General features: G+C 70.9%; 23 protein-coding genes, 1 tRNA gene and 1 pseudogene. 11 read left to right on the top strand and 14 right to left on the bottom strand.

Annotation, left to right across the window (positions count from 1 at the left end):
* Nucleotides 1–34: 34 nt before the first annotated feature.
* The 9 genes from ACEXOX_RS25505 to ACEXOX_RS25465 form a co-directional block, all read right to left on the bottom strand.
* On the bottom strand, nt 35–1,213 hold the full coding sequence (locus ACEXOX_RS25505; RefSeq protein WP_406523526.1) for a tyrosine-type recombinase/integrase: 1,179 nt from the start codon (nt 1,211–1,213) through the stop codon (nt 35–37).
* Nucleotides 1,213–1,422: an excisionase family DNA-binding protein gene (locus ACEXOX_RS25500; RefSeq protein ID WP_406523524.1), complete on the bottom strand. Its 210-nt coding sequence runs from the start codon at nt 1,420–1,422 to the stop codon at nt 1,213–1,215. Before ACEXOX_RS25500 ends, ACEXOX_RS25505 begins: the two co-directional genes overlap by 1 nt.
* Nucleotides 1,423–1,424: 2 nt before the next feature.
* Entirely contained in the window at nt 1,425–2,822 is a 1,398-nt protein-coding gene (repSA, locus tag ACEXOX_RS25495) for a replication initiator protein RepSA (protein WP_406523522.1), read from the bottom strand.
* Nucleotides 2,819–3,001 (bottom strand): hypothetical protein, encoded by a 183-nt coding sequence (locus tag ACEXOX_RS25490; protein WP_406523520.1) that lies wholly within the window; start codon nt 2,999–3,001, stop codon nt 2,819–2,821. Before ACEXOX_RS25490 ends, repSA begins: the two co-directional genes overlap by 4 nt.
* Nucleotides 3,002–3,092: 91 nt before the next feature.
* Nucleotides 3,093–3,371, bottom strand: a complete 279-nt coding sequence (locus ACEXOX_RS25485) for a hypothetical protein (protein WP_406523519.1) — start codon at nt 3,369–3,371, stop codon at nt 3,093–3,095.
* Nucleotides 3,372–3,389: 18 nt separating this feature from the next.
* Nucleotides 3,390–3,578 carry a mobile element transfer protein gene (locus ACEXOX_RS25480; RefSeq protein WP_406523517.1) on the bottom strand — a complete coding sequence of 63 codons (189 nt, stop codon included), beginning with the start codon at nt 3,576–3,578 and terminating at the stop codon, nt 3,390–3,392.
* Nucleotides 3,579–3,590: 12 nt separating this feature from the next.
* On the bottom strand, nt 3,591–4,316 hold the full coding sequence (locus tag ACEXOX_RS25475) for a DUF2637 domain-containing protein (RefSeq protein ID WP_406523515.1): 726 nt from the start codon (nt 4,314–4,316) through the stop codon (nt 3,591–3,593).
* Nucleotides 4,317–4,408: 92 nt separating this feature from the next.
* Complete coding sequence (locus ACEXOX_RS25470) at nt 4,409–5,752, bottom strand: FtsK/SpoIIIE domain-containing protein (protein ID WP_406523513.1); 1,344 nt, start codon at nt 5,750–5,752, stop codon at nt 4,409–4,411.
* A gap of 2 nt (nt 5,753–5,754) precedes the next feature.
* Nucleotides 5,755–6,084: a hypothetical protein gene (locus ACEXOX_RS25465; RefSeq protein WP_406523511.1), complete on the bottom strand. Its 330-nt coding sequence runs from the start codon at nt 6,082–6,084 to the stop codon at nt 5,755–5,757.
* A gap of 138 nt (nt 6,085–6,222) precedes the next feature.
* On the opposite strand from ACEXOX_RS25465, the gene ACEXOX_RS25460 reads away from it, so the two are divergent.
* Together ACEXOX_RS25460 and ACEXOX_RS25455 are read left to right on the top strand one after the other, a co-directional pair.
* Nucleotides 6,223–7,089: a GntR family transcriptional regulator gene (locus ACEXOX_RS25460; protein ID WP_406523509.1), complete on the top strand. Its 867-nt coding sequence runs from the start codon at nt 6,223–6,225 to the stop codon at nt 7,087–7,089.
* A complete protein-coding gene (locus ACEXOX_RS25455; protein ID WP_406523507.1) occupies nt 7,079–7,762 on the top strand; it encodes an HAD family hydrolase in 684 nt (227 codons plus the stop codon). Before ACEXOX_RS25460 ends, ACEXOX_RS25455 begins: the two co-directional genes overlap by 11 nt.
* 1,122 nt (nt 7,763–8,884) lie before the next feature.
* On the opposite strand, the gene ACEXOX_RS25450 is transcribed toward ACEXOX_RS25455, so the two are convergent.
* Nucleotides 8,885–8,972, bottom strand: a tRNA-Ser gene (locus tag ACEXOX_RS25450).
* A gap of 43 nt (nt 8,973–9,015) precedes the next feature.
* Nucleotides 9,016–10,748: pseudogene (locus ACEXOX_RS25445) on the bottom strand (S1C family serine protease).
* 288 nt (nt 10,749–11,036) lie between these two features.
* Between ACEXOX_RS25445 and ACEXOX_RS25440 the strand changes: the two are divergent.
* From ACEXOX_RS25440 to ACEXOX_RS25430, 3 genes are all read left to right on the top strand, one after another.
* On the top strand, nt 11,037–11,876 hold the full coding sequence (locus tag ACEXOX_RS25440) for a glycerophosphodiester phosphodiesterase (protein WP_406523505.1): 840 nt from the start codon (nt 11,037–11,039) through the stop codon (nt 11,874–11,876).
* A gap of 53 nt (nt 11,877–11,929) precedes the next feature.
* Nucleotides 11,930–12,739 carry an ATP-binding protein gene (locus ACEXOX_RS25435; RefSeq protein ID WP_406523503.1) on the top strand — a complete coding sequence of 270 codons (810 nt, stop codon included), beginning with the start codon at nt 11,930–11,932 and terminating at the stop codon, nt 12,737–12,739.
* Between the two features lie 511 nt (nt 12,740–13,250).
* The gene (locus ACEXOX_RS25430) at nt 13,251–14,219 is read left to right on the top strand and encodes a DUF5926 family protein (RefSeq protein ID WP_406523501.1); all 969 of its coding nucleotides are present in this window, start codon (nt 13,251–13,253) and stop codon (nt 14,217–14,219) included.
* Nucleotides 14,220–14,690: 471 nt separating this feature from the next.
* On the opposite strand, the gene ACEXOX_RS25425 is transcribed toward ACEXOX_RS25430, so the two are convergent.
* Nucleotides 14,691–14,987, bottom strand: coding sequence for a hypothetical protein (locus ACEXOX_RS25425; protein WP_406523499.1), 297 nt, complete (start codon nt 14,985–14,987; stop codon nt 14,691–14,693).
* 77 nt (nt 14,988–15,064) lie between these two features.
* Between ACEXOX_RS25425 and ACEXOX_RS25420 the strand changes: the two genes are divergently transcribed.
* Nucleotides 15,065–15,199, top strand: coding sequence for a hypothetical protein (locus ACEXOX_RS25420; protein ID WP_406523497.1), 135 nt, complete (start codon nt 15,065–15,067; stop codon nt 15,197–15,199).
* A 499-nt stretch (nt 15,200–15,698) separates the two neighbouring features.
* Here ACEXOX_RS25420 and ACEXOX_RS25415 read toward each other — a convergent pair whose 3' ends face one another.
* The gene (locus ACEXOX_RS25415; protein WP_406523495.1) at nt 15,699–16,418 is read right to left on the bottom strand and encodes a bifunctional DNA primase/polymerase; all 720 of its coding nucleotides are present in this window, start codon (nt 16,416–16,418) and stop codon (nt 15,699–15,701) included.
* 643 nt (nt 16,419–17,061) lie between these two features.
* Here ACEXOX_RS25415 and ACEXOX_RS25410 point away from each other — a divergent pair.
* On the top strand, nt 17,062–18,957 hold the full coding sequence (locus ACEXOX_RS25410; RefSeq protein ID WP_406523493.1) for a SpoIIE family protein phosphatase: 1,896 nt from the start codon (nt 17,062–17,064) through the stop codon (nt 18,955–18,957).
* A gap of 125 nt (nt 18,958–19,082) precedes the next feature.
* Complete coding sequence (locus ACEXOX_RS25405) at nt 19,083–20,555, top strand: aminopeptidase P family protein (protein ID WP_406523492.1); 1,473 nt, start codon at nt 19,083–19,085, stop codon at nt 20,553–20,555.
* Between the two features lie 185 nt (nt 20,556–20,740).
* Here ACEXOX_RS25405 and ACEXOX_RS25400 read toward each other — a convergent pair whose 3' ends face one another.
* Entirely contained in the window at nt 20,741–21,382 is a 642-nt protein-coding gene (locus ACEXOX_RS25400; protein WP_406523490.1) for a TetR-like C-terminal domain-containing protein, read from the bottom strand.
* 520 nt (nt 21,383–21,902) lie between these two features.
* Here ACEXOX_RS25400 and ACEXOX_RS25395 point away from each other — a divergent pair.
* The 3 genes from ACEXOX_RS25395 to ACEXOX_RS25385 are packed head-to-tail and all read left to right on the top strand — an operon-like array spanning nt 21,903 to nt 23,899.
* Complete coding sequence (locus tag ACEXOX_RS25395; RefSeq protein WP_406523488.1) at nt 21,903–22,208, top strand: hypothetical protein; 306 nt, start codon at nt 21,903–21,905, stop codon at nt 22,206–22,208.
* Between the two features lie 60 nt (nt 22,209–22,268).
* The gene (locus ACEXOX_RS25390) at nt 22,269–23,720 is read left to right on the top strand and encodes a putative T7SS-secreted protein (RefSeq protein WP_406523487.1); all 1,452 of its coding nucleotides are present in this window, start codon (nt 22,269–22,271) and stop codon (nt 23,718–23,720) included.
* Nucleotides 23,720–23,899, top strand: coding sequence for a hypothetical protein (locus ACEXOX_RS25385; protein WP_406523486.1), 180 nt, complete (start codon nt 23,720–23,722; stop codon nt 23,897–23,899). Before ACEXOX_RS25390 ends, ACEXOX_RS25385 begins: the two co-directional genes overlap by 1 nt.
* Nucleotides 23,900–23,934: the final 35 nt, after the last annotated feature.

Genomic DNA, 23,934 nt, shown 5'->3' with positions numbered 1-23,934 from the left:
CCCCGAAGATCACCGGAGGAGCCATCTCAGCAGGTCAGGCAGGTGCGAGGGCTCCGGCAGGACCGTCGTCATCGTCCTCATGCCCGCTGCGTGCCCTTCGAGCACTGTCGTGCCCCTCGATCCACGACTCCGAAGCCTCAGCCACCTGAGCATCTCGACCAGCGGCAGGCCGTGCGTAGTGCCGGGTGGTGACGCTGGCGTTGGAGTGCCCGAGCCGGTGAGCGGCGGTCATCACGCCGTACTGGTCAGCAACCCAAGTGGCATGCGAGGCCCGCAGGTCATGCGGGGTGACGTCCTTCAGCCCGGCCGCCGCCACAGCCGGATCGAAGTACGCCTTACGCCACTGGTTGTACCGGAGCGGGCGGCCGGCACTGTTGGTGAACAAGAGCGCGTCCTCACCACCAGGCAACCGATCGAGGTACGCCGACAGCCTCACCACCAGCGACGGAGCGAGCGTAAGCACGCGCTTTTGATGCGACTTCGGCGTGTCGAACACCAGCGCCCCGTTGGCTTCCGCCAGGTTCTCATCCACCACCAGGAGGCGGGCGCTGACGTTGATGTCTGCTCGCCGGAGTGCGAAAGCCTCACCGATGCGCAGGCCAGCGAAAGCCAGCAGCGCGATCAGCAGATCATGCGGCGCCTTGGCGTTGCCGACGATCCGCGATGCCTCCAGCGGCGTAAGGATGTGCGGCTCGGTCTGAGGCATCCGCGGCAGGCGCACCCCTCGGCACGGCGTCACAGCGATCAGCCCGTTATCCACGGCCGCAGACATGATCTGTGCCAGCACGCGGTAGCACTGCCGGATCCAGGACGCTCCCATGCCGTCCGTCTGCATGTTGGAGACCCACTCCGCGACCGTGATGGGCCGCACGCTGGAGAGTTCCCGGTCACCCAGTACCGGGTCGATCCGGGACCTGATGATCGAGCGGTACGTAGCCCACGTCTTGTGCTTGAGCTGCGGCCCCACAGAAGCCAGCCAGCGAGCCGACCAGTCCCGAACGGTCGTCTTGCCCTCAGCAGGATCGAGCCAGCGTCCCTCTTCGATCTCGATGCGCTTCCTGGCAAGCCACCGGTCCGCATCTGTCGTTGTCGGGAACGTCCGATCCGCAGGCCGGAGGATGCCGTCCGGACCGGGGTAGCGCACCTGGTAACGCCCCGATGGCAGCTTGCGCACCCGGCCGAACTGGCGACGGCTCTTGCGCTTCCCCGGCATCAGGCCACCGCCCGCAGGGACCGAAGCGGGGCAACGGGTTGCACCGTGTTGTGTTCGATGAACGCGGTAACGACGCTCTCCGGCACACGAACATGCCGGCCGACCTTGACGAAGGTGATGCGCCGTTCCTCGATCAGCCGCCGGGGGAAGCGCACCGTCGTGCCGAGCCGGTCAGCGACCTGTTCCAAGGTCAGCAGGCGATCAGCCATGGTCACCACTCCCCCGCGGTGTCGAGTGCGGCGCGGTGTTCCCGGGCGGTGTCGCGGTTGTGCTGGATGTCACGGGCGATGGTGGCAGCGAGCCAGGATTCACCGGGGGTGTGGCCGTGCCCGGCGTAGGCCCAGTGGGCGAGGGTGAGGGTGGTGGCCTCCGGGTGGTCGTCCGGGTCGGGCAGGCCGAGGGCGGCGCGTTGCTGGGCGGCTCGGTAGTCGGCGCGGACCTGACGCAGGGCTCCGAGGGTCGTGGAGTAGCGGCGGGACTTGGTGGAGAAGTGGCCCCGGAAGCCGAGCATGTGCGCCCACTGCCACAGCTTCCGGTCGGGGTAGAGCGCGTCCAGGTCGCGGCACGCGCGGATCAGTCGACGGGTGTGGTCGGGCAGGTCAGGGAGTTTGTCCAGCTCGGACAGTTCCCCGATGCGGCGGTCAACGGTGCCGGTCGCTTCGGCGGCCTTGGTGGCGTACTTGGCGACGTAGGAGGCCACGGCCTGTTCGGTGAGATCTTCGCCGTGGCCGAAGGCGCCGATGGCCTGTACGTCGAGCTGTGTGCCCCAGCGCAGGACGCGGGCAGGCTGGTCGCCGACGGCGGGGAGGGCGACTTCGGCGCGTGCAGCAGCGGTGCGTAAGGCGTTGGTGAGCAGGTCGCGGGTGGCCCAGGCCGGGGGCGCGGTGTCGGGGCCGTCGGGTCCGTCGAGGCGGATGACGGCATGGAAGTGGATGGCGCCGCGCTTCTGGTACTCGGCAACTTTGCCGTACGAGATGCGCAGCCGCTCTCGGAGTTCGCGCTGGGTGATGCCGGCACACTTGGCCAGCTCGCGCGGCAGGTAGATCGTCACGTAACGCCACAGGTGTCCGGCGTGGTTGTTCCACAGCACGGCGCCCGCGTAGTCGTAGGCGGCCGGGTCGAGGGCGGTGCCGAGTTCGGGGGCGTCGGCCGGGTGGTGAATACCGCAGCGGCAGGGCCGGTGGCCGCGTCCGGGGCGGTTGTGCACGGGGCCGAAGGAGGGCGCGGTGAGGGTGGCGAAGACGCGCGGGTGATTGCGCACGGTGTGCGGGGTGCCCTTGGCCGGGTCGCCGGTCAGTCCGGCGCGGATGAGGTGGTAGGTGTCGCCCGCGTAGGTCCAGGCGCACGACGGACAGCGGGAGGCGCGACGGTTACCGCAGGCCACGCGCAGGCGTCCGCCGGGTTCGGCTTCGGTCGAGTAGGAGTGCAGGACCTGGCCGGTGTCGCGGTCGCGAGTGACGGTGGTACCGGTCAGGTGGATCGGGTCGGAGCAGCCGCCAGTACGGCGAATCTGGTCTTGCCAGCGGTCGAAGCCGGGAGACCCAGCCACCCGGAGCGCGTCGCCCAGGGTGGTCGGGTCCAGACCCGCCAGGGTGGCGGTGACGGTCACGCGGCCACCTCACGGGCGGCGCGGCGCAGGTGGAAGCCGATGCCGTTGCACGCACGGCAGGTGACGGTCCTGGTGTGGCGGGTGCCGTCGGGGCTGGTGTGGTCGGTGGTGACCTTGACGGCGGGGAATCCGTCGCAGTTGCGGCAGCGGCGGGCGTCGGCCGGAGCGTTCTGGGCCATGATGGAAGTCCCTTTCGGTCCGTTGGTCTGGAAGGGGTGCAGGCGCCCGGGGCGGCGGAAGTTTGGCGACCGAGGCCGCCCCGGGGGCCGTTCAGCTCTTGAGCCGGTTCCGGTGGAGCTTGAGCGAGAGGCTGACGCCGCCGATGGTCGGCACGGCAGCGGCGGCGGCCGCAGCGGCGATCTTGAAGGCGATGGCGAGGACGATCAGGAAGGCCGAGGCGCCGATGGCGATGGTGATCGTCAGCAGGATCGGTCCCGCGTAGGAGCGGGCCGGGGCCTGGATGACGACGACCTCACCGGGGTGGATGCCAGGCGGAATCAGTTCGGCCGGGCGGTGGTTGGCGCGGAGCTGAGCGCTGGGGTGGCGCATGGTGTGCCTCCCTTGCGGTCAGGGGTTGCAGCGGTGGGTACGGGCAGCGAGTTCGGCGGCGGCGCGGTCGTCGTAGTCGGCGGAGAAGCCGCAGCCGGAGGCGGTGCAGGCGGCGGTGTGCTTGGTGCGCCCGCGCCGGTCGCGGTAGCTGCCCACCTGGACGGGGCCGATGCGGCGCACGTCGTAGAAACGGTTCGGTCGGGACATAGGTCGCTCCTGTCAGGCGAGTTGAGCGGTGATGGCGTCGGCGAGGACCGGCGGGACGCCGAGCCGGGCGCGCAGGGTGCCCGCGTCGATCGGCGTGCCAGTGGTCGTCTGGTGCGTGTCGGCGATCTTGCGGGCGTGATCCAGCAGCGCCGGAGGAACCGCGGGAACCGACGGAGCAGGCCGAGGCGCGGGCGCTACCGGTTCCGGCGACGGCTCCTCGGCCGCCAGAGGCTCCGGGGCAGACACGGGCTCCGGTCCGGGCGCGGGCAGTACGGCCGGAGGCGGTTCCGGTGCCCGCTCGACGGTGGTCGGCTCGAACGAGGCCGTCTCGGTGGCGGCGCCGTTTTCGGCCGGCATGGGGGCCGGTGCGTGGGCCAGGAGCGTGCCGCCGAGGAAGGCCAGCGCGGGCCACCCGGCGACGAGGATGCGCAGCCAGGCCGGTACCTGGGTCAGATCGAGGAGACCCGCCGTGGCGATGTTGGCGCCCAGGGACGCGGCCAGAGCGATGACGAACCAGGTCCAGGCAGGCCGGGCCGAGCGGGCGTCAGCGCGCAGGGAGCGCAGGCGGTGCCAGGCAGCGACAAACAGCAGATCGACACTGACCGGGTAGGCCCATGCCTTCCAGCCGTCTTGTCCGGCCGCTTCGGCCAGGTCGTGCAGGTGGGAGAAGGAAAGGGCTCCGGCGATCACCGCTTGGATCAGCACCACGTCAGCGAGTCGGCGCAGGCGTCGGGACACAGGTCACCTCCTTTCGATGGCAGTCGGTTTTGGCATGGCGGTGGTAGTGAGCTGACGTGAGACGGTCACGTCGACCGGGGGAAATGGGAGCGCTACTCGGCGACGGGCTGCGGCTTGACCAGCGAGGGCGCGTCATCCGAGGCCGGTTCGGCCGGCATGGCCGGGCGGAACGAGGCCAGCGCATCCAGGTCCGGAGCCAGGTGGGCGAAGGCCCGGCAGACCGCTGCCGCTTCGGCGGGGGTGGTCTGCGGAGTGCGGATACGGGACCAGCCGCCGGAGGAGTCCCCGGCCACCGCAACGCCGGGTCGGTCGGGGGCGATCGTGGTCGCGGCGAAGACCGCTTCGGGCGCGATGTCGCCCAGACCCATCTCTGCCGTCTGCTTGTCATTGACCCGGTGCACGACACGGCCGGTGAGCTGGGCGCGAAGCATGGTGGCGCCCTTGCCGAGTTCGGCGCCGAAGCGTTGCCCGCAGATCTCCAGGTAGATGCCGACCGCGCGGGCCATCTGCGCGATACGCACCAGTTGCATGACCATGCGGTCCCGGCGTTCCTCGTCCTTCTTCGCGGCGACGAGGAACAGTTCGGCCACCTCGTCCACGAGGACGACCAGCGGCACCGGCCGGATGCTGGCAGGCAGGTCCCACAGTTCCGCGACCTTGTGCGCGCTCAGCAGGTCGAAGCGCTTCTCCATCAGCCCGACCAGCTCTTCCAGGAGATTGGATGCCTGCTCGGGGGTGGTGGCCAGGGCGGAGAGCCGGGGCGCATAGGCGCTCTGTTCTACCCCGCGCTTGCAGTCGATGCCGACCAGGCCCACCGGCAGCTTCGCGAGTCCGACGATCAGGTTGCGCTGATACATCGACTTACCGGACTGGTTGGCGCCCAGCGTCAGCGCGTGCGGCACCTTGCGGTAGTCGCGGACGTACGCGGAACCGTCCTCGCGCAGGGCTACCGGCACCACCATCGGACCGGCCTTGATCCGGCGCGGCATCCGTACCCGGCTCAGCACGTCGTAGCCGGTCATCCGCAGCTCTACGACCCCCGGCTTGATCTCCACCACGTTGACGGAGTGGACGCCCCAGGCGTGCCGCAGCCGTTCGGAGGCCGCCGCCACGTCCGCCGGTTCCAGTCCCGCCGGAAGCCGCAGCGCGACCCGCAGCCCGGTCGATGTGCCGCGCAGACGACGGACCTTCGGCGGTACCGGCTGAACATCGCGCCGGGCGACGTTGCGGACCATGAACGCCCGCAGGCCGGACGGCTGAACCGTCAGGTCGCACACGTCCATCGTGGAGCGGTAGGTGAGGGTGAACCGGCCCCAGGCGACCGGCAGGCCCACCAGCGACCAGTACACGCGCGGGGCACGGGCCTTGGCGTAGCCGAGAGAGCCGATGCCGCCTAACGCGCCGGTGACTTCGAGCACCGTGGCCAGGTCAGACATGATCAGGCTCCCGCCGCGATGGCCGCCGCGCGGAAGGCGATGCCGTGCCGCTTCTCGCCGTTGAACTCGTTCTCCCAGTCCCGCGCCTTGAGGCTGACGACCGAGACCGGCATCCCCGGGACCAGCCCCTCCGGCACCCCGGTCTGCGGCACGGATACCTGGTAGAGGTTGCCCTCCCCGTCGTCGGAGATCAGCAGGCCCACCGTCATCATGTTGGCGCCGGTTTCGCTGTCCACGGCGATCTCGCCGGTCCGCTTGTTCTTGAGCTTCGGGGTCGGCGCGGTCGCGACGAAGACCACAGCGGTCGAAGTGTCGATCTTGAAGGAAGGCATGGAACTACCCCTTTAGCGAGGTGACTGACTTGGCTAGCCGTGTTGGCTACATGGACAACGTACGCAGCATGGCTAGTCATGTCAACACTTGGCTGTCCTGGCTGTCCCACTGTCAGTTCGCCCGCGTACCATCGGGGCATGACCTTCGTCGCCGACCCGCTAGACCCAGACGACAACCGCCCGCCGTACGAGCAGGTAGCGAGCAGTCTTGGAGCCGCCATCCGTACGCGGAGGCTGGCGCCCGGCGAAAAGCTCCCGTCGCACAAGGCACTGACGGAGATGTACGGCTTCGCGCGGGCAACGATCCAGCGCGCGCTGCGGGACCTCGAAGATGAGGGCTTGGTTGTGTCCCGCCAGGGCAGCGGCGTCTTCGTCCGCAACCGAACAGAGCGACCCGCCGGCCTCCGCCCCTACGTGGAGCAAGCGTTCTCGGCCGCAGATGTAACGATCGACTTCGCCGGGTTTTCCAGCGAAACGCTCCATGGCGCGCTGCAAGAACCGCTGGACAAAATTCGGATCGGCAGGCTTACTCCGGCGAGTATCGCCGTTCGCATCCTCGTGCCGGACATGTCGGTCCCCCAGGCCGCTCCCGTGCGCCGCGAAGACGGCGCGGATGATGTGCGGCTACGCGATCGCATGCACGACATCATGGTCGGCTATGCCCGCAGCATCCGGGACTCGATCACGGAATTGAGGCACCTCGGGTTGGTGCCGGAGACTCGCGTGGACGTACGGGTCCACAACGGAACGCCGTTCTTCAAGCTGTACGTGATCAACAATGAAGACGCGTTCTTTGGCTACTACCCGATCAAGCCGAACAAGGTAGTTGCTCAGGGCGAAGCGATCGAGATTTACGACCTGGTTGGCAGGGACACCGTTCTCTTCCACCACTCCGTGAACGACAACGAGTCATCGAGCGGTACCCAACAGGTACAGCAAGGCCGCATGTGGTTCGACAGCGTGTGGGAGACCATCGGAAGGGACTTCGACCTCGATGGGCGTTGACGACCTCAGCAAGACGTTGGCCAGGTCAACGGCGGTGCTCTTCGATTTCGACGGCCCGCTGTGTGACGTGTTCGCAGGTCTGCCAGCACCGCAGGTGGCAGACGAACTGGCGCGACAGGCCGCGTCTCACGACCCAACGCTGAGCACCAAACTCACCGAAACAGACGACCCTCTCGAAGTCCTACGGCTGACTTTCCAAGCCGACCAAGATCTAGGGCTGCAAGTTGAGCAGGCCCTTACCTCTGCTGAGATTAAAGCTGTGGCAGTGGCCGGACCACCAACGCCAGGAGCTGTAGCTTCCCTGGAAGCTGCCGAAGCCGCGGGGCGCCGGATCGCCGTAGTGAGCAATAACTCTGCGGAGTGCGTCCGCTCTTTCCTCGTGCGCCATTCACTGGATGGGTACGTACGCGAAGTCATTGGGCGCCCAGTCCACCGCCCTGACCTCATGAAGCCCCACCCTCATTCTCTGTACCGGGCCGCTGAGTTGCTGGAAGTCGCCCCGTCAGAATGCGTGCTCATTGGGGATTCCCTCACAGACATCCAGGCGGCACACGAGGCTGGCAGCGCTGCGATCGGCTACGCCAACAAGCCGCACAAGCGGAGTGTCTTCATCGGGGCTGGCGCCGAAGCCGTCACGGAGCACATGGGGGACATCGCCGAAGCGATGCGGTAAGGGCGGGAGCTGTTACAGGTTTCTCTACCTCATCAAGCCCCACCCTTCGGGCGGGGAGAGGGGGCAGCGGGGTGAGGGGGAAGCACTTCGGAGCGCTCGCAGGGCGGGAGGCCGTTCACCTGCCGAGCCATCCTGGCGCCAGTCAGACGCACGGTCATCGACCCACCCACCATCAGGCTCAAAGGAAGCTCCCAGGCCCACCAGCAGCCACGTATGCCCCGCGCCGGTCATCGTCTCGCGGCCCAAGCCCTGGGGCCCGGGGAAGGCGTCGGCTTGTGGCGATCGGCCTTGTGGGTGCTCTTGCCTTCGGCATCCGGCGCGCGGGCAACGGCTTGGCAGCCGCCGCTACGAAGCACACCCCACCGGCCTGCACAGCAGGCCGGCGCGGAGCTCGGGGGCTCGGGCGCCGCTCCTGCCTCCGGCCCGCTCCGCCCGGCCCCCGGCCCCGCGCCACCTTTAAAGCTGCCACGGGGTGCTTCGTACACGCTTTGCCCCGCCCAAAAGCAGCGCCGGAACGAGCAGACACCCCACCAGCCGATCGCCACCTCCGACACCACCCCGCCCCTTGGCTCGGCCGCAGTCACCCACCACCAGGGGATAAGCCCAGCAGGTACCCGGCACCCCCATAGCCCAGCAGGTACCAGACCAGGCGAGGAGGCCCGGGTGCGGCGAGAAAAGTGCGGACGAGAAGGGGTGAAGGGGGAAGCGGAAGAGGTGGGCGGTATACGTGGCAGGCGCACTGCCGACCTCCGCATAGGTCGTAGTGCTGTAGAACGGAGCAGGCTACGGAAGGGGTGGGAGCAGGGACGCCGAGCGCTGCCGGGCGAAACGGCCGACGGGGGCAGAGCGCCGTACCGCCACCGTCACGGATGCGAGCGCATGAGCGGACCGAAACGCTTGACCGGGCTCAGGGGGAGCAGCTGCTGCCGCGATGTGGCCAAGCCCGTCATGGGCGCTCCGCTAAGCGCACCACCATCGTGGGGAGATGAACGGCCACCGTGCCCCTGCCGTGCCCGATCGGTCGGGGAACAGCGGGGAATGACGGGGCTCAGCAGGTAACGGAAAAGCGAACGGCCCCCGACCAAACTTGCTGGTCAGGGGCCGTTCCTTGGTGCTGAACTGCGGAGGCTGTGGGATTTGAACCCACGGTGAGGGGTTACCTCACGACAGTTTTCAAGACTGTTCCCTTAGGCCGCTCGGGCAAGCCTCCCCGCGCACCGCCGCGACGGTGGCGCGGGGATCAGACTAGCGCGTCACTTGTCGCCCGTGCGTTGGCCCAGGGTCACCTGGGCGGTGTGCTCCTTGCCGCCGCGCTTGTAGGTGAGGGTCACCTTGTCGCCCGGCTTGTGCTGGTAGATGGTGCTGATCAGGGTGGGGCCGCTGTCGATCACGGTGTTGTCGAGCTTGGTGATCGTGTCGCCGGGCTTCAGGCCAGCCTTGTCGGCGGGGCCGTTCGGGGTGATCGCGGCGGAGCCGTCGGCGCCGCCGTTCGGGGGATGGTCGCGCCGTCGCCGGTGTCGCGCAACAGGACCTGCGCGCCGATCTGCGGGTAGACCGGCTGGCCCTTCCTGATCAGGTCGTCGGCGACCCGCTTGGCCTGGTCGATCGGGATGGCGAAGCCGAGGCCGATGCTGCCGGACTGCTGGCTCTCGCCGCCGAAACCGCCGCCGCCGTTGCCCGCGGACTGGATGGCCGAGTTGATGCCGATGACGCTGCCGGAGGCGTCCATCAGGGGGCCGCCGGAGTTGCCCGGGTTGATCGAGGCGTCCGTCTGCAGGGCGCTCATGTACGAGGCGGCGGCGCCGCCGCCGTCGCTGGAGGCCACCGGGCGGTTCTTGGCGCTGATGATGCCGGTGGTGACGGTGCCGGAGAGGCCGAAGGGCGCGCCGATGGCGATCGTCGCGTCGCCCACCTGGACGTTGGCGGACTTGCCGAGCGGGAGCGGGACGAGGTTGGCGTCGGAGGGGTTCTTGAGCTTGATGACGGCGACGTCGTAGCCCTGGGCCCGGCCGATGACCTCGGCGTCGTACTTCTTGCCGTTGGAGAACGTGGCGGTCAGTTTGCCGCCCTGGGCGGCACTGGCGACGACGTGGTTGTTGGTCAGGATGTGGCCCTGCTTGTCGTAGACGAAGCCGGTGCCGGTGCCGCCCTCGCCGGTCGCGCCCTGCGCCTCGATCGTCACGACGCTGGGCAGCGCCTTCTGCGCTATCCCGGAGACGGAGGTGGGCTTGCGGTTGAGCGCCTCGGGGTCGCCGGAGGCGGAGACCGTCGTGGAGTTCGTGTCGGCGCGGTTGGCGGCCCAGAAGCCGATGCCGCCGCCGATGCCGCCGGCCACCAGTGCGGCGACGAGTACGGCGGCGACCAGGCCGCCGTTGCGGCGCTTCTTCGGCGCGGGCGTGCCCGGGGCGCCCCACACGCCGTCCGGGCCGCCCGCGCCGCCGCCTCCGTAACCGGGCGGGGGGCCACCCCAGCCGCCCGCGGAGGCGCCGTGCGCCGCCGTCGCGTACGAAGGCGGCGTGGATTGGTGAGTGGGGGCGGCCGCGGGGGCCGTGGGGGCCGTGGGGGCGCCCTCGCCGCTGGGGTGGGGGGTGGCGTCCGGGTGAGGGGCGCTGCCTGGGTGGGGCTGGGTGCCCGAGTAGGGCTGGGTGCCCGGCTGGGGCTGGGTGCCCGGGTGGGGCTCGGTCGGGTTCGGCCGGCCGGCCGTCGGTGCGAACTCCGGCGGTGGCGGCGCGGAGGGCGGGGTGGCGGCAGGAGCGGGCGAAGGGGCGGGGGCGGAGGGCGCTCTGGGCGCGTCGTGCGCCCCCGATGCGCCCGGCGCGTCGTGCGCCGCTGGTGCGCCCGGCGCGTCCGGCGCGCCTGCCGTGTCCCGTGCGCCCGCGCCGTCCGCAGATCGCGCACCGGACTCGGGTGCGCTGTCCGACGCCTGGGGCGCCGACGGCGGCTGGGCCTCCGGCGGGACGGCGGCGCCCTCGTTCTCGGTGCTCACGGCTCTCTCCTCAGCTTCACGACGGTGCCGGGCCACGGCCCGGCCTCTCCTTCAGGATGCGGTCCGGTGTCCAGGATGCGGTGCGGAACCCTGGCGTACGGGCGACGGGCAGGCGGTACCGGCGACTGTCACAGGCGCAAGCCTTTCCCACCGCGCGTCAGGGCGCTGTAAGCCGAGGCTGTGACTCTCTCCCCATCCTTTATGCCGGACAAAAAAGGCGCATCTATTGTTATGCGGATCAGGTAGTGCACAAGGCGACCCTCCCGCGGGCGATGGCACGATAACCCGGTGACCACCGCGCACCCGCTCCGGGACCGCAGCCCGGACTCCTCCATTTCCGTCATCGCCCATCGTGGCGCGTCCGAGGACGCTCCGGAACACACCCTGGCCGCCTATCGCCGGGCGATCGAGGACGGCGCGGACGCGCTGGAGTGCGATGTGCGGCTCACCGCCGACGGGCATCTCGTCTGTGTGCACGACCGCCGGGTCAACCGCACCTCCAACGGGCGCGGCGCGGTCTCCGCACTGGAGCTGGCCGACCTGGCCGCGCTGGACTTCGGGTCATGGAAGGAGGACGAGGACGCCACCTGGGAGGCCCCGGACCGCCAGCACGAGGACCCGGAACGCACCTCCGTCCTGACTCTGGAACGACTTCTCGAACTCGTGTCCGACGCCGGCCGTCGCGTCGAGCTGGCCATCGAGACCAAGCACCCCACCCGCTGGGCCGGTCAGGTGGAGGAGCGGCTCGTCGCCCTACTGGCGAGATTCGGCCACACCCGGGCGTCGGCCGAGGGTCCGCCGCCCGTCCGCGTCATGAGTTTCTCGGCCCGGTCGCTGCACCGCGTACGGGCCGCGGCCCCCGACATCCCTGGTGTCTACCTGATGCAGTTCCTGACCCCGCGTCACCGCGACGGGCGGCTGCCGCCCGGCGTGGACATCGCGGGACCGGGCGTCCGGATCTTGCGCGCGCACCCCGACTACGTCTCCAAGGCGCACCGCGCGGGCCACCAGGTGCACGTCTGGACCGTCAACGACGAGGCGGATGTCGAGTTGTGCGAACGCCTGGGAGTGGACGCAATCATCACCAACCGCCCCAAACAGGTACGAGCCCAACTGGGTCTCGGCTAGCGGACGTCACGGGGAGTGCACCGGCGCATTCGACCCGTATTCGATCGTCACGAGTGCGTCACCGCACCGGGACTGGCCGGTTTCCGGTCCAGGCCATTGGGGCATCCATCCCGTGGCGTGGGGTGAAGGAGGTCTCGGGGGTGGCGTTGATGGTGGCACAAGAGGTGCCGACGGCGTCGGTCATGGCCGTACCCCATGGTCCGTCAGGGGTCGGGTCGGCCAGGCGGCGCATGCGGGCCGAGCTGCTGGCAAGCGGTGTTCAGGACACGGTCGTCGACGACGCGGTACTCATTCTTTCCGAACTGCTGAGCAATGCGTGTCGGCACGCACGTCCGATATGCGTGCTGGAGGCGCCGGGTTGCGTACGGGACCCGGCACACGACGCGGTGCCGGACGCGATACGCGCGGCGTGGCGTATCGACGGACACGGCCAGTTGACCATCGCGGTCACCGACGGAGGCGGCCCGACCCGGCCGCAGCCGGCCACACCGTCGGTCACCGCCAAGGGAGGCCGCGGGCTGGCGATCATCCGGTCCCTCGCCAAGGAATGGGGCGTGGAGGAAGCGGGTGGCGAGGTGACGGTCTGGGCTCTGCTCGCCCTGCACGGCCTCCGCAGCACGTTCGCTACGCGCGTGGACCTACCCGTGGAGCTGTCCGCCGACTTCTCCGGCGGAGGACTCAACGGGCGGCCCGGCGGGCGGCCCAACGGCGTGGTGCAGGGGCACGCTTCCGCAGCGGGGCGGGACACCGCAGTCGGCCAGGAGATCGCAGTCGGCCGGGTCACCGCAGCCGGTCAAGGTACGGCGTCCGGGCGGGATACGGCCGTCAGGGCAGAACTGTCGCTGGTGGAGTGCGAGTGCTGAACGGGGCTGTACGGCTGAACGGGTAAGGGGGTGAAGGGGCAGGCGGCCCAGGACTGGGCCGAGGGGTGAGCCCGAGGCCCTAGGTCCGAGGCCCGAAGCCCCAGGCCCGAGGCCCGAGCGATGACGGGGGCGAGGCCCGCAGCCCGCGTGGCGAGGGTGCGAGCGCGGGGCGGTCAAGAATGGCCGCCCGTACGCACCCCGCCGTACCCCCGCCGTCCTGTATGCCGACACGGTGGTACGGAGGCGAGCGGTCGCGCGGGGCCGATTCCGTCGGCCTGCACGGCTGCGGGCGGCGGACGGACGACGGACGTACGGCGGAACGGCGGCGTATGGACGGCGGGCGGGCGTCGGGCGAATCGTCCGGAGGCAGCCCCAGGGCGCCGTGCCGCCCGCTTCCCGAGCAGCGCGCGGTCACCGGCCGCAGCGCGCGCCGCGAGTGCGGGGCCCAGTCGTCTAGGCTCGCGCCGGAACGCGACCGTACGCCCCGGACCGACCAGGAGAAAGCCTCGCCATGGCCAAGAAGCGCCGTCCCCAGACCAAGGCCGCAGCACCGCAGATCAAGGACGGCGAGATTCCCGTCGTCGGGGCACGCGAGCCCTGCCCCTGTGGCTCGGGCCGCCGCTACAAGGCCTGTCACGGCCGGAGCGCGGCGCACGCCGTCACCGAGCTGGTGCAGCGCCCCTTCGAGGGCCTGCGGGGCGAGTGCGACTGGGTGGCGCTGCGGGAGCTGGTGCCCGCCGCCACCGTCGAGTTGAAGCTCAAGGACGGGCTGCCCGAGGGCGTGCCGTCGGTGACGCTGGCGACCGTCCTGCCCATGGCCTGGCCCGCGCTGCGCCGCGACAACGGCGCCGTCCTGCTCGGTCTGCAGAACGACACCGCCTCGGGAGACCTCAGCCGCGACCTCGCCGACACGCTGCGCCGCGCGCTGGCCGCCGAGCCGGGCACGCCGGTCGCCGCCGAGCGCGCCACGGCGGACGGCCCGCGTCTTCAGGACCTGCTGGACCCGGCCGCGCCCTTCGAGCCGCAGGTGCACTCCGGCTTCGAGTTCTGGGTGGAGGACGCCGAGAACGCGACGGGCGAGGTCGCCGCTTCCCTGGAGCGGGCGAACGCCGCCGCCATCCCGACCGCCCGGCTGGACGGCCTGGAGGGCGCCTACTGGTGCGAGACGCCCGAGAAGAACCACCTGCGCTGGGTGATGGACCGCCCGGAGGAGAAGCTGCTGGACGCGCTGGCCCGGCTGCACGCCGCCGGTACGTCCTCGCTGGGCGAGGGCACCCGTCTGGTCGGGTCCTTCCGCGCGCACGGCCTGGTCGTGCCGGTCTGGGACCTGCCCTCCGGGATGAGCGCCGACGACGTGGCCAAGCCGGCCGCCGCCTTCGCGGAGCGGCTCGCGACGGCGCTCGCCGCTGACACCCCGCTGACGCCGGAGGAGCGCCGTGCCCGTGGTGGCCTCACCAACCGTCAGGTGACGCTGAGCTGAGCGTGCCCCGAGGGGCCCGGAGGGGCGCTCCGGGCGTGACTCCGGTCACAAGTCGCCGTACCGACCGGTAAATACGCGTCCGGAATTCCACGATCGAATTTGCGAACCGCCGATCTCTTGTTACCGTTCTAGGAGCCCGGTCGCTGGTGCATCCCCCGTCGCCAGCGACCGGGCGCTTCCATGCCCGCGTCCGCCCAGGACCGGGCAGCCCGCCCCGGCGCCGCGAGACCGCCGCGGGGCACCCTCCCCGCGAGACCGGCCCACCGCGCCTCCTGTGCGCCCGCCTCCCGCCACCTCTGGCCCGCCGCGCACATCGTGTCGGCCCGCGCGCCACCACGGCCGCCAGCCCCCGTCAGACGCCGTCAGGGCCGGGTGGGGACCCGTACGGACGGGTCCGGACGTCGGCGGCAGCCCCCGGCACTCCGGCCCCACGGCGCGCTCCCACAGCACGCACCCACCGTCCCCGCACCGTCATTGGTCCGAACCACCGGCGTCCGGCTCGGCGTTGCTGCCGGAGCGCAGCAGCTTGCGTTCGCCCCGCTTGTCGGTGACCTCCGCGACCGCGGTGTACGGCGCCCGGTCGCCGCCGACCGTCGACTCCCGCGGGGTTTCGCAGGTCCCGGGCTCGTCACCGGCCGGCAGGTCGCAGTGCGCCTGTACGGTCCGGCCGTCCGGCCGCATCAGGGACAGGACGGCGTGCAGGGGCTTGCCGGAGGTGTTGCGGTAGTACGTGCGCCCCCAGGTCCGGCCCCCTCGGAGAGAACACACGTTTGAGCTTCCACTCCTTCGGGTGAGGCGAGTTCGGGGCCGCAGCGGGTGGTGCGGAAATCGGTACGGGGATCGGCATGGGGATCGGCATGGGGATCGGCATGGGGATCGGCATGGGGGTGGGTTCCGGGGCCGGTACGGGCATCGGTACGCGCACCCGTGCGGGGGTCGTCACGGGCATCCGTACGGGTATCCGTGTGCGCGCCGGGTGACGGGGCCGGTCCCGCATACGGGCCCGGCGCGGCGGACGCCCTCGTACCGACCGGAACATCAGCATCCGGATGTGCAGCACTCGCGGAGCCATCGGCCGCCGACCGATCGGATTCGGCCGGACCGGCGGTCGCGGCCGCCAGCGGCAGGGCGACGGCGAGCGCGACCGTGCTCGCCAGCGCGATCATGCGGAGATTCGGCGCACGCTCCATGGGACCACCTGGATTGTCAGGGCGACGGAGTTGACCGTCGGATTGACGGTGCGCCGAACATATCGGCCCGGAACGGGCACATACCGGGCCCGAACCCCCGAATCCCCGCCACCACCGGGCAGCTCACACCCGTACGAGTGAACCGCCCGCGCGTTCTTTGTCGCGCCGAGCGGTGAGAGGGGGTGTCCGGGTGAGGAGGCCGGGCGGCCAGGTCACACGTCCGTACGCGGTCCAGCAGGCGCGCCAGTGCGACCCGGCGGACGCGTCCGTACGCGCTCCCGCAGTCGCGTCAGTACGCGAGCCGGCTGCCGCCGTCCGGCGCGCTGGTGCTCGCGGTGACCAGAGCGTCCACGATCGTCTCCACCCGCGGCAGGAACGGCGCGGCCGGGCCGGTGCCCGGCGACCGCTCCCAGCGCACCTTGCCCGCGCCGATCTGCGAGGGCGGCAGCACCACATAGCCGCCCTCGCTGTGAAAGCGCAGCGAACTGGGCACCCAGTCCCGGGAGTGCAGCAACTCGCCCAGTTCCGCGAGGGAGTACGGGGCGACCAGCAACGACCATCGGGTGGGGGTGGCGACGACCGGACCGGTCCGGACGCCGAAGTGGTCCAGGGCGGCCAGCGCCTGCGCCCCGGCGACGGCCGGCAGGCTCAGCGCGCAGGGCGCGCGGCCGCCGGTGGCCAGCAGCAGCGGCGCGGTCGGCCGGTTGGTCCACCACCAACGCACCATGCGGGCATCGGTGGTGGCGGCGAACAGCCCGGGATCGAAGGGGTGCGCGCCGGGCACCACGCAGTCCGGGTCCGGGCAACTGCACGGGCGCGTCCCGCGTTCGGCGCGTCCCCGTCCACCGGGCGGCTTGCCGCCCGCCGGTTTCCCGCCGGTCCGCAGCCCGACGCCCGGGAGTACGGGCCACTGCCACTCGGTGGCGCAGTGGAGCGCCGCACCGAGCAGCGCCGACCTTCCGCCGCGCCGGAGCTGGAGCTTGCGTCGCCTTCCGAGGATCTCGCGCATGAGCGCTCGTTCCTTTCCGTTAACGCCGAGGGCTATGTCCATCGCACATGCCGGTTCATGCCGCTTCGTGGCGTTCTTCGGTGGCTCCTGCGAACCCCTGACGCCACGTGGATCTCTGGTCACTGCGTGTACAGAGCAGCGCATCACGCCATACGCCGAGCGTGGAACGTGGCGGAGGGTGGCGCACGCATGGCGCTTGCTGTCCCGTGAAGCAGTTCCGCCACTTGGGGGTGCGGTGCGGCGCGGTCGTCGCCGTGTTAGACGCCCGTGCCCGTCGGAGAGTTCCGGCGCGGCCCAACTGACTCCGCGCCTTTCCGAGTACGTACCCGCCATGGTGGTGATGACGCACTGTCGAACGTCGCCAGTCGACCTCAAATTGACGTTCGGGGGGATATTTTCCGGCCAACTTCCTCGTCCCGTTGACACCACAAACCCCATGCGGACAATGCTGGACATCGTGTCACTGCGGCGTGTACATGTGGAGGCATTGATAGCGGAGCAGCATGACATGGGGGTTTGCGATGCTATTGAGGAAATTGAGCAGTTTGACACACTACTCAACATCACTCAACAAAATGCCGCAGCGCCCCTCAACGTGCGGCCTGACCTGGGCTTTCACCCGGCGCTACGTAAGCCGTCGGCCATGACCACCCCTCACGTCCCGAAAGTGGCTGGAATCGAACCAGCACTTCCCGCCCCCACGCACACTGCCGAGTCCGCCGCCTCGTCCACCCCGGCGGACACCCCGCCCGAATCCCGCCACACGGCCGTCCAGGACCGCCTCGCCGGCTGGGTCTCCGACCTCACCACGCTGCACGGCCTCACCGGGCAGCTGGCCCGCACGCGGACCCTCGAAGCCGCCCTCCGGGAGCTGCTGCGCGCCGGAGCCTCCCTGGTGGGGGCCCGACGCGGGCTGGTGGTCCTCGAACCGTCCGACGGGCTCGGACCGGACACCACCATCGGCCTCGGGCTGGGTCAGGCGGACATCGGCCACATCGAGACCGTGCCGCGCCGCGCGCAGTCCTTCGGCCGGATTCTCGACAGACTGCCGGTGCCGGACGGACGGACGGCGACGGAAGGACGGACCGCGACGGACGGGCTGCCGGTGACGGACGGCCCGACCACGAACGACGGCCTGACCACGAACGACGGCCGACCCACGAACGACGGCCGACCCACGCAAGACGGCCTGCCCACGCAAGACAGCCTGCCCACTGACGGGTGTCCGGCCGGCTCGCCCGTCGATCACGGTGCGGACGGCCCTGAGCCGGACGGCTCCAGCCCCGACATCGCCGGCCGGGACGGCTCCGGCTGCGTCGCCTGCGGGCGCGGCCACGTCGCCCAGCCCGACATCCCCGGCGAGCCCGGCCTCGACCCCCGCCTGCGGGAGGTCGCCGCCCGCCTCGGATACGCGGCCAGCTACGCCGTACCGCTGGAGGCCGGCTCCGTCGGCCGGTTCGGCGCGGCGGTCTGGCTCTACGACGAACCCGCCGCCCCCGCCGAGCGGCAGCGCCATCTCGTCGGCCGCTACCTCGCGTACGCCACCGAACACCTCGCCCGCCTCCTCGAACTGCACCGCCAGCGGCAGACCGTGGCGACGCTGCGCGAGGAGCTGCTGCCCAGCAGGCTGCCCCGGGTCCCGGGCGTACGGCTCGCGGTACGGCACAGCTCCGGGCCGCTCGGCGGCGGCGACTGGTACGACGCGCTCCCGCTGCCGGACGGCGCGCTGGGCCTGGCGGTCGGTTCCGTCACCGGCTCGGGCCCGGGCGCCGTGGCCGCCATGGGGCGCCTGCGCGCCTCGCTTCGCGCGTACGCGGTGATGGAGGGCGAGGACCCGGTCGCGGTCCTCTCCGACCTGGAGCTGCTGCTGCGGCTGACCGAACCGGCCCGTAGCGCGACGGCCCTGTTCGCCTTCGCCGAAGCGCCGCCGGGCGCACCGGGGGTGGTCGGTATGGGCCCGGGGGTCGGTATCGGTATGGGTCCGGGCGGTATGGGACCTGGGGCCGGCATCGGTCCTGGGGTCGGCTTGGGACCGGGAGTCGGCATGGGGCCGGGCATCGGTACGGGGCCAGGTGCCGCCTCCGGGCCGGGTGCCGCCTCCGGGCCAGGTACCGGTCCAGGTGCCGGACCAGGTACGCCCCCGCCCGGGCTGCCGGGCCCGCCCGGGCGCCGCATCGTGCTGGCCGGTGCCGGGCACTGCCCGCCGCTGATCATCGGCGACCGCCGTACCGAGTACGTGGAGACCTCGCTGTCCGCGCCCCTGGGCATGCTCGCCTGCTGGGAAGCACCGAGCGTGGAGCTGCGCCCCGCGCCAGGAGAAACCCTTCTGCTGTACAGCGACGGGCTGCTGCGCCGCACCGGCGAGCCGATGGACCGCGCCTTCGCCCGGCTGCACGCCGCCGCCGCGGGTGTCCCCCGGGCCGTACGCCACGACCCCGAGGCCCTGACGGACCACCTGCTGCGCACCCTCCTGCCGGAAGGGCTGGACGCCCCACAATCCCCGGAGGACGTGGTACTGCTCACGGCGTACTTCGAGTGACGGCGAGGCCGCGCGGACGGACCGCCGCGCGCCCGGACTGTCTGATAGCTCACCGCTTCCGACCCCTGGACCCCGTTCTCTCCGCACTTACGATGGAATGTGGTGCAGTCGTACAAGGAGGCATAGTGACGGACGAGCTCACGCCGGAGACCCCGGGCGAGGACGAGCAGCCGATCAAGCAGCGGAAGAACGGCCTTTACCCGGGCGTATCGGACGAGCTCGCGAAGAACATGCAGTCGGGGTGGGCCGACACCGAGCTGCGCGGCCTGGAGCCCGACGAGCAGGCCCCGTACGCGGCCCGGCGGCGCGCGGCGCTGTCCCGCCGCTTCCCCGGCGAGCGCCTGGTGATCCCGGCGGGCAACCTGAAGACCCGTTCCAACGACACCGAGTACGGCTTCCGCGCCGCGACCGAGTTCGTACACCTCACCGGTGACCAGACCGACGACAGCGTGCTGGTCCTGGAGCCCCGCGGGAGCGGCGAGGGCCACGACGCGACGCTCTACCGGCTGCCCCGCTCCGACCGTGAGAACGGCGAGTTCTGGCTGGACGGCATGGGCGAGCTGTGGGTCGGCCGGCGCAACAGCCTGACCGAGGCCGCGGCGCTGCTCGGCGTCGACTGCGCGGACGTGCGCGAGCTGCCCGACGCGCTGCGCGCGGCGAGCGGCCCGGTCCGCGTGGTGCGCGGCCACGACGCCGGTATCGAGGAGGCCCTGGCCGACAAGGTCACCGCCGAGCGCGACGAAGAGCTGCGGGAGTACCTCTCCGAGGCGCGCCTGGTGAAGGACGACTTCGAGATCGGTGAGCTGCAGAAGGCGGTCGACTCGACCGTGCGCGGCTTCGAGGACGTCGTGAAGGTCCTGGACAAGGCCGAGGCGACCAGCGAGCGCTACATCGAAGGAACGTTCTTCCTCCGGGCCCGCGTCGAGGGCAACGACGTCGGTTACGGCTCGATCTGCGCCGCGGGGCCGCACGCCACCACGCTGCACTGGGTCCGCAACAACGGCCAGGTCCGCTCCGGCGACCTGCTGCTGCTGGACGCGGGTGTGGAGACCACCACCCTCTACACCGCGGACGTCACCCGTACGCTGCCGATCAACGGCACGTACAACGACCTCCAGCGCAAGATCTACGACGCGGTGTACGAGGCCCAGGAGGCGGGCATCGCGGCCGTCAAGCCGGGCGCCGCGTTCCGCGACTTCCACGACGCGGCGCAGCGCGTGCTCGCCGAGAAGCTGGTCGAGTGGGGCCTGGTCGAGGGCCCGGCGGACCGGGTGCTGGAGCTGGGGCTGCAGCGCCGCTGGACGCTGCACGGCACCGGCCACATGCTCGGCCTGGACGTCCACGACTGCGCCGCCGCCCGTACGGAGACGTACGTCGACGGGGCGCTGGAGCCCGGCATGGTGCTGACCGTCGAGCCCGGACTGTACTTCCAGGCGGACGACCTGACCGTCCCGGAGGAGTACCGCGGCATCGGCGTCCGCATCGAGGACGACATCCTCGTCACCGAGGACGGCAACCGGAACCTGTCCGCCGCGCTGCCGCGCCGCGCGGACGAGGTCGAGGCGTGGATGGCGGAGCTGACCGGGCAGAAGGGCTGACCGGACGCCGGGACTGATCCCGCAGACGGTCACCGCCGTCGGACACCGTCGTCGGAAGGCGGCCGGTGGGCTCCCACGGGAGTCACCGGCCGCCTTCGGCGTTTCCGGGGGCTGGGCGGCGTTACGGGTGCGGCATTACGGGGCCTTACGGGGCCGCGTTGCTCCCGTAAGGGGCCCGCGACGCCTCATACGGGGTCCGCAGTGTCTCCTACGGAGCCCGAGGCGCCCCCTATGGAGCCCGCAGCGTCCCGTACAGAGTCCGCAGTGTCCCCTACGGAGCCCGCGGCGTCCCGAACCGCGTCCGTGGCGCCCCGTACCCCCTCCCTCTCCGCGGTGCCCGCCGCGGGTGCGAAGACCCCGGCCCGTGCCGCCACCCAGGCGGCTTCGGCCGCGCAGTCCGCCAGCCGGAGGTCGACCGGCCCGCGGGCGATCAGCAGCCGGTAGTAGAACGGCGCGCCCAGGGCGGCCACGACCTCGTCCGGGTCGGCGCCTTCGGGCAGTTCACCGCGCGCCACCGCACGGGGCACCATGGCGCCGGCCAGCCGCAACCGCTCGTCGAAGAACTGCCGCAGCACGTCGGCGGCCTCCGGCTGGCGCGCGGCGGCGGACACCACCGCTTCCAGCAGCCCGCAGTAGCGCGGTTCCGTGTAGAAGGCGGCGATCGAACGGGCCAGTGCGCGCAGGTCGCCGCGGAGCGTGCCGGTGTCCGGGAGCGGAATCCCGCCACTCAGGTCGGCCATCAGCTCGCAGACGAGCCCCTCGACGGACCGCCAGCGGCGGTAGATCGTCGCGACGTGCACCCCGGAACGCCGGGCGACCCCCTCCATGGTGAGCGCGGCGTATCCGCCCTCGCCCAGTTCCTCGAAGACCGCGTCCAGTACGGCTTGTCTCGTACGCGCGGTACGTCCCCCGGCCGGGACGCTCCGGGAGGGGGCTGCGCTGTGCTCACGGCGGCTCCGTATTGCAGTGCGGGTTCAGGCCACGTATCGTCCAGAACACGCTAACGCGATTCACCTCGCGTTAGGTCGGGTGCGCGTGGTTCCCGCGGCAATCGGGGACGCGACGGGGGACGTCCTTCCCCTGCGGGACCGCGCGACCCACCACCGGAGGGACGCCGGCACGACCGTCGGCTCCCGGGTACTTCTTCGGCAGGTCGGCACTTCGGGAACCATGCCCGGTAGTTCTCGATGGCCCGCAGGGCATTTCGGTGCGTTGTGTCCTGAGTGCGCCTCGCCGACACACCCGCCGCCGGCTCGACGCCACAGAGACACAACACCCCCCGTGTGAGCGGACGTCCGTCCGGCGGTAACGTGTCGGCCGGTTGTGCACAGTTACGGGGGAGGGCGTATGGGGGGCTATTTCAAGGTCGAGGCGGACAATCTCGGACGTCTGCTGAAGGACCTGCACGACAGCCAGGACAACATGCGCAAGGCGCTGGGAGCCCTGAAGGACACCGGGCCGAAGTCGACCGGGGCCGAGGCGCTGGACAACGCCTGCGACGAGTTCCACGACAGCTGGGACAACGCGATCAAGAAGATCGCCGACGGCACCCAGGCCATCGAGGAGAAGCTGAAGCAGGTCAAGCAGAACTACGAGTCGCTGGAGAACACCCTGCGGGACGCCTTCGCGAAGAACGCCAAGAAGACGGCGTGATGTGCGTGCCGCTCCGCCCTCGTACCCGTTCCGCGACGTCCCCCTCCGGCAGGTGACCCGATGACCCAGCAGAACTTCCCGGCCCTCGGCTTCAACCCGGCGCCCGGCGACCTGGGCTCCGTCGAGTCCCTCAACGGCAAGCTCGACGCGGCCAAGCGCTCCCTGGACTCCGCCCACTCAGTGCTCTCCCGTATCGGCAAGGGCGGCGGCGACTGGGAGGGCGACGCGGCGAAGGCGTTCTCCGAGAAGGTCGGTGACCTTCCGAAGTACGTCAGTGACAGCCGCGACGCCATGGGGGACGCCGTCACCCAGCTCCGCGCCTGGCACACCGCACTGTCCTCGTACCAGACCAAGGGCAAGCAGTACGAGGCGGAGGCCGCCGCGGCCAAGCAGACGGTCGCCACCCGCAAGAAGGAGAACGAGCACGCGGTCGGCGCGTACAACCAGGCCGCCGCCGACCCGGACCTGCGGCTGGCCGGCACGTACTACACCGACCAGGCCGCCTTGGACGCCGCGCAGAAGAAGATCGACGCGGCCAGCGCCCGGCTGAACAAGGCGGACACCGCCCTCGACACCGCCCGCAGTCAACTGGACACCGCCACCCAGGAGCTGGAGGCGATCGTCAAGAAGGCCGAGGCCCTCCTCGGCGACCACCAGGACGAGGCCCGCAGCATCGCCGAACGCATCCGGCGCGCCACCGAGAACGCCCCCGACCCGGGCTTCTGGGAGAGCCTCGGTGACTTCTTCACCAGCATGGGCCACGGCATCCAGGAGTGGTGCACCAAGCACGCCGATCTGCTGAAGAAGATCGGTGACTGGCTCTCGATCGCCTCCAGCATCCTGGGCGTCGCCTCCCTGCTGACCCTGTGGTGCCCGCCCCTCTCCGGCGCGCTCGCCCTGGCCAGCGCCGGTGCCTCCGTCGGTGCGCTCGCCACGCACGGGGCGGCGAAGCTCGGCGGGGCGGACGTCAGCGTGATGGACCTGGTGGGCGACGGCATCGGGGCCGTTCCGTTCGCGAAGTTCGGCGGCGTCGCGGCGAAGGGTGCCAAGGTGCCCATGAAGGTGGCACAGGTGGAAGGCCGCACCGTCAACTCCATCGACAAGGTCAACAAGATCCAGGCCCTGCGGGACGCCGGGTTCACCGGCCGGGCGCTGGAGGGCAAGAAGTTCTTCGGGATGGGCAAGGAGTACGCGGCCGGCAGCGAGGTCTTCACCACCACCGGGTTCGGCAACCGCATGAAACTGGCATGGAACAGCCACGTCCAGGACGTGGTGGGCGCGAGCGTCAAGGAAGCGGGGCTCAGCAAGGGCCTCAACAAGGTCCTGGAGAGCGGCCTCACCCCCGAAGCGGTCAAGACCTCGCTGCGCGGGGCCATGCGGGCTGACGGCTCCATCGATCCGCTCTCCTGGTGGTCCAAGGGTCCGCAGTTGGCCCAGCAAGTGCCGGGGGTCGCCATCGGCGCCCACTCTCAGCTCACCGACCCGGGTACGCCGGCCGCGGGGAGGCTGTGATGTCCACGCCCCCGCAGAGCATGTCGCTCACGCTGGACACCCCGGAAGGCTTCCACGAGCTGCCGCTGCACCTCCCCCGGACGTCCTCGACGCCGCCCTGTGGGAGCTGGCGGAGAAGATCTGGCCGGGCGGTACGGAGTTCCAGCGCGAGACCACCGCCGTCGCCTACTCCGAACTGACGGCCGCGCTGGCCGCCGACAACGTCCTGTACGCG

Source organism: Streptomyces sp. Ac-502 (assembly GCF_045222935.1).
Taxonomy (GTDB): Bacteria; Actinomycetota; Actinomycetes; order Streptomycetales; family Streptomycetaceae; genus Streptomyces; species Streptomyces monomycini.
This window is presented reverse-complemented; position numbering and strand designations above follow the sequence as displayed.

What these genes read in the sequence shown, in the direction of transcription:
- ACEXOX_RS25505 (WP_406523526.1), bottom strand. Translation starts at nt 1,213, where the DNA reads ATGCCGGGGAAGCGCAAGAGCCGTCGCCAGTTCGGCCGGGTGCGCAAG.
- ACEXOX_RS25500 (WP_406523524.1), bottom strand. Translation starts at nt 1,422, where the DNA reads ATGGCTGATCGCCTGCTGACCTTGGAACAGGTCGCTGACCGGCTCGGC.
- ACEXOX_RS25490 (WP_406523520.1), bottom strand. Translation starts at nt 3,001, where the DNA reads ATGGCCCAGAACGCTCCGGCCGACGCCCGCCGCTGCCGCAACTGCGAC.
- ACEXOX_RS25485 (WP_406523519.1), bottom strand. Translation starts at nt 3,371, where the DNA reads ATGCGCCACCCCAGCGCTCAGCTCCGCGCCAACCACCGCCCGGCCGAA.
- ACEXOX_RS25480 (WP_406523517.1), bottom strand. Translation starts at nt 3,578, where the DNA reads ATGTCCCGACCGAACCGTTTCTACGACGTGCGCCGCATCGGCCCCGTC.
- ACEXOX_RS25470 (WP_406523513.1), bottom strand. Translation starts at nt 5,752, where the DNA reads ATGTCTGACCTGGCCACGGTGCTCGAAGTCACCGGCGCGTTAGGCGGC.
- ACEXOX_RS25465 (WP_406523511.1), bottom strand. Translation starts at nt 6,084, where the DNA reads ATGCCTTCCTTCAAGATCGACACTTCGACCGCTGTGGTCTTCGTCGCG.
- ACEXOX_RS25460 (WP_406523509.1), top strand. Translation starts at nt 6,223, where the DNA reads ATGACCTTCGTCGCCGACCCGCTAGACCCAGACGACAACCGCCCGCCG.
- ACEXOX_RS25455 (WP_406523507.1), top strand. Translation starts at nt 7,079, where the DNA reads ATGGGCGTTGACGACCTCAGCAAGACGTTGGCCAGGTCAACGGCGGTG.
- ACEXOX_RS25430 (WP_406523501.1), top strand. Translation starts at nt 13,251, where the DNA reads ATGGCCAAGAAGCGCCGTCCCCAGACCAAGGCCGCAGCACCGCAGATC.
- ACEXOX_RS25420 (WP_406523497.1), top strand. Translation starts at nt 15,065, where the DNA reads ATGGGGATCGGCATGGGGATCGGCATGGGGATCGGCATGGGGGTGGGT.
- ACEXOX_RS25415 (WP_406523495.1), bottom strand. Translation starts at nt 16,418, where the DNA reads ATGCGCGAGATCCTCGGAAGGCGACGCAAGCTCCAGCTCCGGCGCGGC.
- ACEXOX_RS25410 (WP_406523493.1), top strand. Translation starts at nt 17,062, where the DNA reads ATGACCACCCCTCACGTCCCGAAAGTGGCTGGAATCGAACCAGCACTT.
- ACEXOX_RS25400 (WP_406523490.1), bottom strand. Translation starts at nt 21,382, where the DNA reads ATGGAGGGGGTCGCCCGGCGTTCCGGGGTGCACGTCGCGACGATCTAC.
- ACEXOX_RS25395 (WP_406523488.1), top strand. Translation starts at nt 21,903, where the DNA reads ATGGGGGGCTATTTCAAGGTCGAGGCGGACAATCTCGGACGTCTGCTG.
- ACEXOX_RS25390 (WP_406523487.1), top strand. Translation starts at nt 22,269, where the DNA reads ATGACCCAGCAGAACTTCCCGGCCCTCGGCTTCAACCCGGCGCCCGGC.
- ACEXOX_RS25385 (WP_406523486.1), top strand. Translation starts at nt 23,720, where the DNA reads ATGTCCACGCCCCCGCAGAGCATGTCGCTCACGCTGGACACCCCGGAA.